Source organism: Paenibacillus sp. PDC88 (genome assembly GCF_900106725.1).
GTDB classification, from domain to species: domain Bacteria; phylum Bacillota; class Bacilli; order Paenibacillales; family Paenibacillaceae; genus Paenibacillus; species Paenibacillus shunpengii.
This window is the reverse complement of record NZ_FNNT01000005.1, coordinates 387,000-399,303: the sequence shown is the minus strand read 5'-3', so window position 1 is coordinate 399,303 and position 12,304 is coordinate 387,000. Positions and strand designations below refer to the sequence as shown.

At 47.0% G+C, this 12,304-nt stretch carries 9 protein-coding genes; all 9 read left to right on the top strand.

Features of this window, described 5'->3' with window-relative positions; genetic code table 11:
- The 9 genes from nagZ (at position 1) to BLW49_RS17620 (ending at position 12,304) form a co-directional block, all read left to right on the top strand.
- The gene (nagZ, locus tag BLW49_RS17660) at positions 1–1,677 is read left to right on the top strand and encodes a beta-N-acetylhexosaminidase (RefSeq protein WP_090725925.1); all 1,677 of its coding nucleotides are present in this window, start codon (positions 1–3) and stop codon (positions 1,675–1,677) included.
- Entirely contained in the window at positions 1,674–2,858 is a 1,185-nt protein-coding gene (locus BLW49_RS17655; protein WP_090725858.1) for an anhydro-N-acetylmuramic acid kinase, read from the top strand. The genes nagZ and BLW49_RS17655 overlap by 4 nt, the downstream gene beginning before the upstream one ends.
- Before the next feature lie 221 nt (positions 2,859–3,079).
- A complete protein-coding gene (locus BLW49_RS17650) occupies positions 3,080–4,216 on the top strand; it encodes a DUF2087 domain-containing protein (protein ID WP_076314910.1) in 1,137 nt (378 codons plus the stop codon).
- A gap of 146 nt (positions 4,217–4,362) precedes the next feature.
- Positions 4,363–5,157, top strand: a complete 795-nt coding sequence (locus tag BLW49_RS17645) for an NAD-dependent epimerase/dehydratase family protein (RefSeq protein WP_090725856.1) — start codon at positions 4,363–4,365, stop codon at positions 5,155–5,157.
- Between the two features lie 337 nt (positions 5,158–5,494).
- The gene (locus BLW49_RS17640; RefSeq protein WP_090725854.1) at positions 5,495–7,051 is read left to right on the top strand and encodes a response regulator transcription factor; all 1,557 of its coding nucleotides are present in this window, start codon (positions 5,495–5,497) and stop codon (positions 7,049–7,051) included.
- Between the two features lie 5 nt (positions 7,052–7,056).
- The gene (locus tag BLW49_RS17635; protein WP_090725852.1) at positions 7,057–8,862 is read left to right on the top strand and encodes a cache domain-containing sensor histidine kinase; all 1,806 of its coding nucleotides are present in this window, start codon (positions 7,057–7,059) and stop codon (positions 8,860–8,862) included.
- Between the two features lie 264 nt (positions 8,863–9,126).
- Positions 9,127–10,413 carry an ABC transporter substrate-binding protein gene (locus BLW49_RS17630; protein ID WP_090725850.1) on the top strand — a complete coding sequence of 429 codons (1,287 nt, stop codon included), beginning with the start codon at positions 9,127–9,129 and terminating at the stop codon, positions 10,411–10,413.
- Between the two features lie 176 nt (positions 10,414–10,589).
- Positions 10,590–11,483, top strand: a complete 894-nt coding sequence (locus BLW49_RS17625; RefSeq protein WP_076314964.1) for a carbohydrate ABC transporter permease — start codon at positions 10,590–10,592, stop codon at positions 11,481–11,483.
- Positions 11,480–12,304, top strand: a complete 825-nt coding sequence (locus tag BLW49_RS17620; protein ID WP_177178773.1) for a carbohydrate ABC transporter permease — start codon at positions 11,480–11,482, stop codon at positions 12,302–12,304. Before BLW49_RS17625 ends, BLW49_RS17620 begins: the two co-directional genes overlap by 4 nt.

The window sequence follows — 12,304 nt, the reverse complement described above, 5'->3', positions numbered from 1 at the left end:
ATGAATTCAAATTCCAATGTAGAAGCACTGCTTGCTCGTTTAAGTCTGCGGGAAAAAATCGGTCAACTGCTGTTGTGCGGACTTCCGGGTCCAGAATTGACAGTGCCGCTCGCAGAATTTATTAAGGCGCATCCTGTCGGGGGCATTATTTATTTTGCCCGTAACGTAGAGAGTCCCGGACAGGTAGCTCAGCTTACTCATCAGCTGCAAACCACTGCGAGGGAGGCCAGCCAGCTGCCGCTGCTGATATCCATTGATCAGGAAGGTGGTATGGTGGCTCGTATAGCGGATGGAATCACCTTATTTCCTGGCAATATGGCAATTGCAGCTGCAGGCGCAAGTGACGATGCCTATGAAGCGGCCCTGGCCAGTGGCAAGGAATTAAGTGCGCTCGGCATTAATTTGAATTTTGCACCCGTTCTGGATGTAAACAACAATCCACTTAATCCAGTGATTGGGGTTCGCTCCTTCGGTGAGTCGGCACAAATGGTGGCCGAGTATGGTGCTCAGGCGGTTCGGGGATATCAGGATGCCGGTGTGTCTGCTTGTGCGAAGCATTTCCCTGGACATGGCGATACAGCAGCCGACTCGCATCTGGATCTGCCGATGGTTTCCCATGACTTGGAGCGAATGAAAGGACTGGAGCTGACACCTTTCGTGAAGGCGATTGAAGAGGGAGTGGACTTTATTATGTCTGCTCACATCTACTTTCCGGCGCTCGAAGCGGAGAAGAAGCCGGCAACCCTGTCTTCCTCTGTACTTACAGGGCTGCTGAGAGATCAGCTGGGCTATGAGGGATTGATCATGACCGACTGTATGGAGATGCATGCCATTGCCGATACCTACGGCACCGTGGAGGCTTCGGTGATGGCGCTCGAAGCCGGAGCCGATCTGGTGCTGATCAGTCATACCCATGAGCTGCTCACTGGAGCATATCAAGCGATTGAACAGGCTGTGCTATCGGGTAGGCTTGCTGAAGAGCGGATCGATGAGTCAGTCCGCCGTTTGCTTTCGCTGAAGATCCGGCGCGGCATCATGATGGAGGATGGCAGCTTCCCTGAAGAGGTACAGGCTGCACCCGTCATCGACGCAAGCGGCTTGCCTGCCGGCGTCGGGCTTGCAGAGCACGGAGATATCGCTCGCCGAATCAGTGAACGCAGCGTGACACTCGTTCGTGATGATGCGGGTATGCTTCCGCTGTCTGGCAAGAAGGTGCTTGCTGTGACAGTTGCATCCTCAGCGATGACCATTGCCGATGAGAAGATCAAGGATCAGCTGAGTCTTGGTGCTGCGCTGATCGAGCAGGGAATTCATGTAGAAGACCTTAGCATAGCGGCAGCAGAGGTGGCTGAGCAGAGCGAATCGGTCATCACCGCAGCAGCAAGCCCGGATATTGAGCAAATTGTGATCGCTACCTATAATGCTCACTTCTATTCTGAGCAAGCAGAGCTGGTGAAACAGCTGCAGGCTACGGGCAAGCCGCTTGCGGTGGTCGCTACACGCAATCCCTATGACCTTATGGCGTTTCCCGATATTAAAGTATACATTGCGGCTTATGAGAGCAGGCCAATCGCCATGAGAAGCGTGGCAAGTGCCTTGCTTGGTTTGATTCCGTTCATGGGCAAGCTGCCCGTCACCCTTAGTGATGAGCTGACGGCAGGCAGCTCATCACGATGATCCGCATTACAGGCTTCCAAGCAGAGAGTCTGGTCATCGGGCTCATGTCAGGCACATCGCTGGATGGTGTGGATGCAGCGCTGGTTCGAATCAAAGGGAGCGGACTGAGCACAGCATCCAGACTGCTTGCCTATGTACAGCTCCCGTATGAAGAAGAATTTAGAGAGCGGATCAAAGCGCTGTGTACGATTGAACATTCTAATGTAGAAGACATTTGTTCTATGAATTTTCTGCTTGCGGACCAATTTGCCGCTGCTGCTCACGCTGTATGCCATCAAGCAGGCATCGCTATGGATGAAGTGGACTTCATCAGCTCGCACGGACAGACGGTATGGCATATTCCGAAGGAAGATGCGGGACGGTCGCTTGCACGCTCCACCTTACAGCTTGGGGATTTGTCGGTCATCGCAGCCCGAACCGGAAGACCGGTTGTGGGTGATTTCAGACCAGCCGATATGGCGGCCGGAGGGCAGGGTGCTCCGCTGGTTTCTTATGGAGATCTGATTCTATTCGGTGATCCACAGCGGGGGAGGATCTTACAAAACATCGGAGGGATCGGGAATTGTTCGATTCTTCCTGCAGCCTGCACAGCTGATCAAGTAACGGCTTATGATACGGGGCCGGGTAACATGATTATCGACCAAGTTGTGCTCGAATTGTCCGGAGGAAAGCTTGCCTATGATGAGAATGGGAAATGGGCAGCTGAGGGAACACCGGATCAAGCATGGGTGAGTGAAATGATGCAGCATCCTTATTTCTCACTAATGCCGCCTAAATCCACTGGACGTGAACAATTTGGGGCGGCATATGCGGCAGCCTTTTTAGCGGGTGCAGGGGAACGTGGATTGTCCTCAGCGGATATCGTAGCTACGGCAACATGGTTCACAGCAAAATCTATTACAGATAGCTACAAACGCTGGGTATTCCCTGAATACAAAATCGACGAAATCATCATATCTGGCGGGGGTGCACATAACGAGGTGCTTCTATCTATGCTGAGTGAACTGCTTCCTGGCCGGACCGTTGCCAAGGCAAGCTCGTTCGGAATAGATGACGATGCAAAAGAAGCGCTGATCTTTGCACTGCTCGGTAACGAATGTATTCACGGCATACCAAACAATGTGCCTTCCGCTACAGGAGCGGGCCGCCGGGTTGTAATGGGCAAGCTGGCGCTTGGCTGAAACAGATGAATAAGCAGGATTATGAAGGGAGTTTACCCTCATGGTCCTGCTTTTTTTTTGATGTTCGTATCATTCTGACTGTACGAAGAGGAGTGAGCTGCAGATTTAATCTCGATTCATGGATGAAATGATATAATATAGACAATATATATATTTGTTTGACAATAAACAAACATAATAATACTATATCTATATAAAATGTGATGGAGAGTGCGAATGATATGGAAGTGAATAAAGCTTATATGGATGATGCGGGGCTTGTGGATATCAAGCGTGGATATATGGAGCACGATCTCGAGTTCATCTGTGTATGCTGCGGCAAACGGGTTGAGAAGGGAGTAATTTATCCAGTTGATGGTATCTTGTATGAAGCATTCAGATATGTTCAGATCCATATTGAGCAGGAGCATGGGTCTGTGTTTGAATATTTGATATCTCTGGATAAGAGTGTGAGCGGACTCTCGGATATACAACGTAAGCTGTTAGCGAAATTCTATGAAGGCAAGAAGGATGCTGACATTCAGAAGGAGCTTGGTACAGGGTCCACATCAACCATACGCAATCATCGTTTTGTGTTGAAGGAGAAGGAGCGTCAGGCCAAGGTGCTGCTCGCGGTCATGGAGCTGCTGAATGAGCATGATCCGAATCGCCCTGCCGAGCTTGCGGCACCGATCAGCAAACGTGCCGGTCACGATGATGACAGGTACAGCATTACCACATCCGAACAAGACAAGGTGCTTAAGAAATACTTCCCTCATGGAGTGGATGGGCCGCTTAAGACCTTTTCCATGCAGGAGAAGCATCGCATCATTGTAATGAACGAGCTTGCTAAGCGCTTCGTACCCGGGGCCGTGTACACGGAGCCTGAGGTCAACCGTATACTCGAACAAGTATATGAGGATTATGTGACGATTCGCAGATATATGGTGGATTACGGAATTCTGAGCAGAGAAGAAGATGGAAGCCGTTATGTGTTGGCTGATTCTGTAGGAGCGGAGGATAAGAAGATGAACCGGAGAGAGGAATTACAGCAGCAGGCCAAAGAAGTGAAGATCGAGGCAGGGGTTTACCAAATTCGCAATAAGCAGAACGGTAAGCTCTACGTCGCCAGCACACCGAATTTGAAATCTATCAACGGTCAGCAATTTATGCTGAACATGGGTAGTCACCGTAATCGCGGGCTGCAGCAGGAGTGGGCAGAGCTTGGTGAGCGTGCTTTCGAGATTGAAGTGCTCGAGAAGCTGAAGGTGCCGGAGGGTAATCCCTTCTACGATGCGAAGGATGCGCTGAAGAAGCTGGAGGCGAGCTGGCTTGAGAAGCTTCAGCCTTATGCACCGAACGGCTATAACACTTTGTAATTAAGGTATTTGAATTAATCCCATCAAGAACACATGTACAATTGAAATTATGGTGCATGTGTTTTTTGTTTTTAGGTTAATACTGGGTATAGCAGAACTCCTCATTATATCCCGGGAAATAATCTTACGAAGGGTGGAAGGAAGGAATGACGAATAGACGGAATATACTCATCACAGGGGCGGCAGGAAGAATTGGAGGGTGTCTTGTCCAAGGGTTACAGGCAACAGGGGCGTATAACATTATTGCCGCAGATCTGAATGCAAATGAGGAACAGGGCATTAAACCGCTGGATGTTACCAATGCGGAACAGCTGCTTGCTCTTACTGAAGGTGTAGACACCGTGCTTCATATTGCATGGGCGAAGGATGAAGAAGATTTCCTGGGCAAAGTGCTGCCCATCAATGTAACAGGGGCTTATCATTTGTACGAAGCGGCACGCAAGCAAGGAGTGAGACGGATTATTTTTGCAAGCTCGAACCATGCGACCGGTTTCTATAAAGTGGATGAAGAAGTAGAGGTAACAGACCCTTATCGGCCTGACAGCTTTTACGGATTAAGCAAGTGTTATATTGAGCTGCTCGGGAGATTGTATGCAGATCGGCATGGGATTTCCTCCATTAACATTCGAATCGGCAATTTTCCAGGTGATGACCGTCCGCATTCGGAAAGAGCTGCCCACATTTGGATTTCGGAGCGGGATATGGTGCAATTAGCTGAGAAATGCATTGAGGCCTCGGATGAGCATAAGTTTCTATGCTTGTACGGCACCTCGGCAAATACCGATAATTATTATGATATCGGATATTTGGAAACGCTGATCGGGTACAAGCCCCGGGACGATGCTGCCGACCTGCTTGAAGCAGCCAGAAGCAAAGGGGTGCAGATTAAGGAAGATGAGACAGATTACCAGGGCGGAGGAATGACGAGAGCGGCGCATTAGTTGTGGACAGCGTCTGACAACGGTCTGTTAAAATTTCAAAACCCATCATTGCGAGTATTAAACCAAGTGTATAGCGATATGATAGAAATGAGCTGTATAAGCTAAGAAGGTATTTGCATGAAATATCATCTTAGCTTATTTTATTTGCCTACATAGAAATCAATTCGTTCGTGACTTAAGCTTGTTTGTGTACGATATCATCTTTACAATAGATAAAACAAATGCACGGAAGCGTTTCAATAACCATTTTCTGCAGATCTAAGATACACGTGTCCCAAAAGAACGGGCGCCTGGCGGATTAGCTGGGCTTTTTTGTATTTAAAGGAGGTATAAAATTTTGAAATCCCTATGCAAAGTGATGATCGTTGATGACGAAATGCTGGTAAGGCAGGGCATTAAGCATCTAATGAACTGGGAACAGGCCGGATTTCGAATTGTCGGCGAGGCTGCGAACGGACTTGAGGCGCTTGATCTTGTGGAGGAAGTTAAACCTCATATTATTCTGACCGATATTGTGATGCCCATCATGGATGGTGAGAAATTCGTGAAAATTGTGAAGGAACGGCATCCCAAGATGGAAGTTATCGTTCTCAGCAGTTTTAGTGAATTCGAATACGTTAGATCCACCTTCCAGAGCGGTGTAGCGGATTATATATTAAAACCAAAGCTGGAAGCCGAATATCTGCTCAGTATTCTGAATAAAACGGCAGCCCGGATTGCGGAATTACAGGAAACCGCACTCGAAGAACCTGCCGAGGAGAGATATATCGAACAGGCGGCTGAGAAGCTGATCGCAGGTTATGAAGCGGAGCTACCACCCGGAGTGCTGAATTCTGTCCTGCCAGGGGATAGCTACGTCCTTATAGGCATGGATTTGAAGCACATCGCAGTGCAGGAAGTGAGGTCCAGCTTGATTCAGATGGTAGAAACCATGATCTCACAGATTGCTGATACGGCAAGCATCCATTTGAATATGAAGGACCAGGCCCTATATATACTGAACATGAACTCTGAGATTTGGAACAGTCTCATTATGGACGTTAGAGGAGGAATAGGGCAGTTGCCGCCGGAACAAAAATCCGGCGTCCATATGGTCATGACGGAGCGGTTTACGGATTTTTATCAGTTAGGAGCGGTGTATCGGAATCAGTTCTTGTCGCTTGCACGGTATTCCTTCTATATGCCGGATAAGCATTTTATCTATGTAGGGGATCTGCCGGACTTGCCTCAGGTGACAGCAGACCTCGACATGGGAGAGCTGACAGAGCAGCTGAAGCGGAAGCAGTTTCAGAAAGGTTTCGCCGGATTTCTGGAGCACATTCATCTCAAATCCATGGATTATCGAACGGATATTTTCGAATTCAAAGCCTATCTGGGCAACTTTATTTTCAATGTAACAAATACACTCGGAAAGCTGAAATATGATACAGAGCGGCTCGAGCAGAGCAAATATGAGTTCTTCCGCAGAATTGATGAGGCAGCATATGCCCGGGATGCGATCCAGCGCATTGTTGATTTCATTCATGAAGCCGAGCAGGTGATCGGCGAAACCAACACTGCGGTAAATCCGAATATGGCGATGCTGCTGAGCTATATTCAGGAGCATTACAGGGAGCCGATTACGCTGACTGAAGTAGCGAAGCAATTTCATTTTAACCCATCCTATTTGTCGAGTTATTTCTCAGCTCATAATAATGAGGGGTTCAGCGAGTATCTGAATAAGATCCGTGTTCAAAAAGCCAAGGAGCTGCTGACTTCAACAGAGGAGTCCATCTCCGAAATCAGTGCACAGGTAGGGTACTCAGATCAGAGCTATTTTACAAAAGTGTTCAAGAAGCTTACGGGTCTGTCACCAAGCACCTACCGCAGAGAGCAATTTGCAAAAGAGGATTGAGACACATGAAAATGTTCAATAATCAAAGCTTGTTTGTCAAGCTGTTCCTGGTGACCTTGATCAGTCTTATTGCGGTATCTGTACTCACACTGGCAATAACGATAAGGATGTCGGAGCAGCTCTTCCTGCAGACTTTCAGCATTACGAATACGAAGCTGCTTAATCAGATGAAGTCGAATCTTGAATCCTATAACGGCGCCGTGGCTACCACCACGAACTTAGTTAGTCAGAGCGGAACGATACGTAACTATTTGACGAATGGAGATACGGATTCAGTGTCTTTGGCAATGCAGACATTCAATATGACACAGCGAATGAAGACGATCAGCTCTAACTTAAGCGCTTATGAAGTCAGTATTATGGTACTGGGCGCCAATGGACGCAGCTATACGACAGATCCGTGGTATTGGTCCGCGACAGCAGCAGAGCTTGAAGATCATCCGATTACAGAAAGAACGATTCGTGATCCTCACAAGATTGTATATCAGCTCTACCATGATGACAGTCAGTCCGGCACATGGAAGGAGCCTGTTCTGGTTGCTTCCAAGGCGCTGTATCATCATGGCTCGGATGAGATTTATGGAACAATGTACGTCATGATCAGAGACAGTATATTTAAGCCTTTCTATGCCAACTTCACAAGTGATGGAAATGATGTGCTCCTGATGAACGATGAAGGATTAGTGATCTCCAGCAATCAGCAGGAGCTGATTGGAATGACGGATAAGGCACTGCTGACCAAAGTCGTTGCCGACCAGCGCAGTGGGGAGCTAGGTAAGAACGCCGATCTGCTGGGTGATGACCGCATCTTATTCTCCGAATACTTACCTGAGTTCGATTTCTATCTCGTCAATCTAATCGATAAGGATGCTGCCATCGGACAGATGGTTAATGTAAGAGCGTTAACACTGACCACCCTGGGAATTGTGGGTATATCCCTCATTATCGTGTATTTTATGACTAGAAAAATGACAAGATCTCTGCGAGGGCTTATTCATCAAATGTCGGGTATTCCGACAAAGGGCTTCAGCAATTATGTTGATGTCTCGACCAGCAGCCTGGAGGCGCGGGAGCTCGGAAATGCGTTCAATTTTATGCTGGACGAGCTGAATGACTATGTGGACAGACTTGTTCAGACTGAGAAGCAGCAGCGTAATGCCGAGCTCGCGGCGCTGCAGATGCAGATTAATCCTCATTTTCTATACAACACGCTCGCGTCCATTAAATTTCTGGTTCAGCAGGGAGACCGTGAACGGGCAGCAGAGACGATTAACTCTTTAATTACGCTGCTGCAAAATACGGTAAGCGACGTGGAATCCACCATTCCGGTGAGGCAGGAAATCGAGACACTGAAAAACTATGTGTATATTAACCATGTTCGCTACGGAGACAAAATTCGCGTGAACTATTTTATCGAGCCGGATGTCATGGATTACGAGGTGCCTAAGCTCATTATTCAGCCTTTTATCGAGAATGCATTCTTTCATGCTTTTAATCACAAAGGGGAAGGAAGCATCCTCATTATGATATCCAGTCAGCATGAACAGCTGATCTGTGAGGTCGTGGATAATGGGGACGGAATGGAAATGGAATCTGTTCGGGAGCGTCCAGTCCGTGAGGATGGAAGCGGGCTTCCAGAGACCAAGCTCCCGCAGACCAAGCGGAATCGTAAGCTATTCTCAGGCATCGGGATCAAAAATGTGGATGAGCGGATCAAAATTATGTACGGAGAAGACTATGGGGTCCAAATTACAAGCAAGCTCGGGGAAGGAACCAAGGTGAGAATTAGTCTGCCGCTTATTTCCTATTGATACTTAAACTCATGAAAAAAATCCCAAACCACAAGAAATGAGTACAGGCTGTCATAAAAATATTGCAAAAAGCTAAATATATTACCTGACAGAGACTCTTGTACTCTTGCGAACACCCAATAAAAGAACAAAAGCTTGCAAAGATAGTTCTAAAGAAAACGCATACAAGAGTGATAAGATGGGAGCATAGCAAGAGTAAACGCTTCCATCTTTTATTTTCAGTTTTTCAGTATCTCATTTACAAGCCTTGAGGGGGTTATTTTTTTGAAAAAATTATTGTCTGTTATGCTGGCAAGTGCAGTGCTGCTGACCGCTTGTGGCGGTGGAGGAGGAGAATCCGACTCAGGCCAAAGCGCAGAAACGAATGAAATTACCGTTTGGGCTTGGGACCCGGCATTCAATATTGCGGCAATGAATAAAGCAAAAGAAGCTTATGCTGAGGTTAATCCGGACTTGACAGTTAACATCGTTGAAAATGCACAGAATGACATTGTACAGAAGCTGAACACGGGACTTAACTCTGGATCGACAAAAGGACTTCCAAACATTGTATTGATTGAAGACTATAGAGCACAGAGCTTCCTTCAATCCTACCCGGATGCTTTCTATGAATTGACCGATGTGATCAATGCAGAGGACTTTGCAGATTATAAGATCGGCCCAACGAGTGTAGACGGCAAGCAGTATGGCGTACCGTTTGACTCGGGTGTAACCGGCATGTATGTCAGAACCGACTATCTGGAGCAGGCAGGCTATACGCTTGAAGATCTGCAGGATATCGACTGGAAGCAGTACATTGAAATCGGTAAAGATGTGAAAGAGAAGACAGGCAAAGCGATGCTGACTCAAGACCCTAACGATCTGGGCATCATTCGTATGATGATCCAATCTGCAGGCAGCTGGTATACCGCTGAAGACGGCTCAACTCCAGCGATTGCTGATAACGCTGCTATGAAGACGGCATTTGAGACTTATAAAGAATTGATGGATTCCGGTATCGTCAAAGTTATTTCAGACTGGAGCCAATTTGTTGGTGGAATGAATAGTGGAGAAGTTGCATCTGTGCCTACAGGTAACTGGATTACACCATCCATCAAAGCCGAGGCATCTCAGTCCGGTCAATGGGCAGTAGCTCCACTTCCTACGCTTCCTGGTGTTGAAGGATCTGTTCATGCATCTAACCTTGGAGGAAGCTCCTGGTATGTCATGAATGTCGATGGCAAAGAAGCAGCAGCAGAATTCTTGAAGCAAACTTTTGGATCTGATGTGGATCTGTATCAAACCTTGAACACAGATGTAGGTGTTATCGGTACACTTAAAGCCGCTGCAGAAGGTGAAGCGTACAAAGCTGAGGATGAATTCTTCAAGAATCAAAAAGTCGTATCCGATTTTGCAGCTTGGACAGAACAAATTCCGAATGTGAACTATGGTCTGAACACGTATGCAATTGAAGACATTTTGGTTGTCGCGATGCAGAGCTACCTAGGCGGACAGGATCTAGATGCTGTTCTGGCGGATGCTCAGACTCAAGCAGAAACGCAAATTCGTTAATCTAAAAATTCTCACAAAGCTGGAATAACAACAAACCCTTGCTCTTTACGCTGCTTCTTAAGAGGATTGCTCTTTAGAGGAGAAGGGGCAGGGGTTTTCTAAAGAACAGATAAGATAGCCTAGATAAATAGAAGCTTAGTTATGGAAGGAAGTGGAGTGGCGTGAAACCTGCGAAGTTGACCTCAGGCCGCAAAAGTTTAGTCAGTCACAATCGCACGAATTTAGCGGGCTGGTTCTTTATATTGATACCGGTTCTGGCAATCAGTATTTTCTATTTCTATCCGATGATTCAGGCGTTGATCCTGTCGTTTAAATCCGGCCGGGGAATGAATCTGGATTTTGTCGGATTTGACAACTACATCCGGTTGTTCAGTGATGCTAACTTCATTACAGCGGTAAAAAATACGTTTATTTACTTGATTATTCAGGTTCCAGTCATGCTCGTACTGGCGATCTTTATCGCCGTTTTGTTGAATGATGAGAATTTGAAATTCAAAGGTTTTTTCAGAACAGCAATCTTCCTGCCGACGGTAACATCTCTCGTTGCTTACTCGGTCGTATTTAAATACATGTTCGGTGCAGACGGAATCGTCAACAAAATGCTGATGAACTTCCATCTGATCTCTGAGCCGATTCAATGGATTACAGATCCGTTCTGGGCAAAGGTTACAATTATTATCGCTATTACGTGGCGCTTTACAGGCTATAACATGATCTTTTACTTATCTTCCCTGCAAAACATCGACAAATCGGTGTACGAGGCTGCGCGAATTGATGGGGCGAATGCGTTCACCCAGTTCTTCAAAATTACGATTCCGCTGCTCAAACCGATGATCCTGTTCACAGGGATTACCTCTACGATTGGTACACTTCAATTGTTTGATGAGGTCGTCAATATCACGAAGGGCGGACCGGGTAACTCGACCATGTCCATCTCGCAATATATTTATAACCTATCCTTTGAATACACGCCGGACTTCGGCTATGCAGCAACAGTATCCTACTCCATCGTGGTTATGGTTGTACTGCTTACTATCATTCAGAACAAGATTGGAGGCGATAAAAAATGATCAAGCCGAAACGCTTTTTTACGTACCTGTTCCTTATTATCGCCACCCTTGTTTCTATCTTCCCGTTCATATGGATGATCGTAAGCGCAACAAACCAGTCCGTGGATGTTACGAAGGGAACATTGCTGCCGGGGTCCCATCTTATAGAGAACGTTACGAACTTATTCAACAGCGTAGATATGTGGCAGGCGCTCTGGAATTCGGCCAAAATCTCCATCATCACAACCATTCTGTCCTTGCTCGTTGCATCGGCAGCCGGTTATGGATTTGAGGTTTACCGCAGCAAAGCCAAGGATGTCGTATTTAACATCCTGCTTGCGTCCATGATGATTCCGTTTGCCGCAATAATGGTGCCTTTGTATCAAATGTTTGCGAAGGTATCCAACGTAGCACCGTTCTTCGGTATCGACTCAGCGGCGGCTGTTATCCTGCCAACCTTTACAACGGCGTTCCTGATCTTCTTCTTCCGTCAGAGCACGAAGATGTTTCCGAAGGATCTGCTCGAAGCAGGGCGTATGGATGGATTAACAGAGCTTGGATTGTTCTTCCGAGTGTATATGCCGACGATGAAATCGACGTATGCAGCAGCAGCGATCATTACGTTCCTGAACAGCTGGAACAACTACCTGTGGCCGCTCATCGTGCTTCAATCACCGGAAAATATGACAGTGCCGCTTCTGATCTCCAATCTCGGATCGGGGTACGCTCCGGACTACGGATTGATCATGTCCGCAATTGTTATTACAACATTGCCGACGGCCATCGTATTCTTCTTGATGCAAAAGCATTTTGTTGCAGGAATGACGGGGTCCGTTAAATAA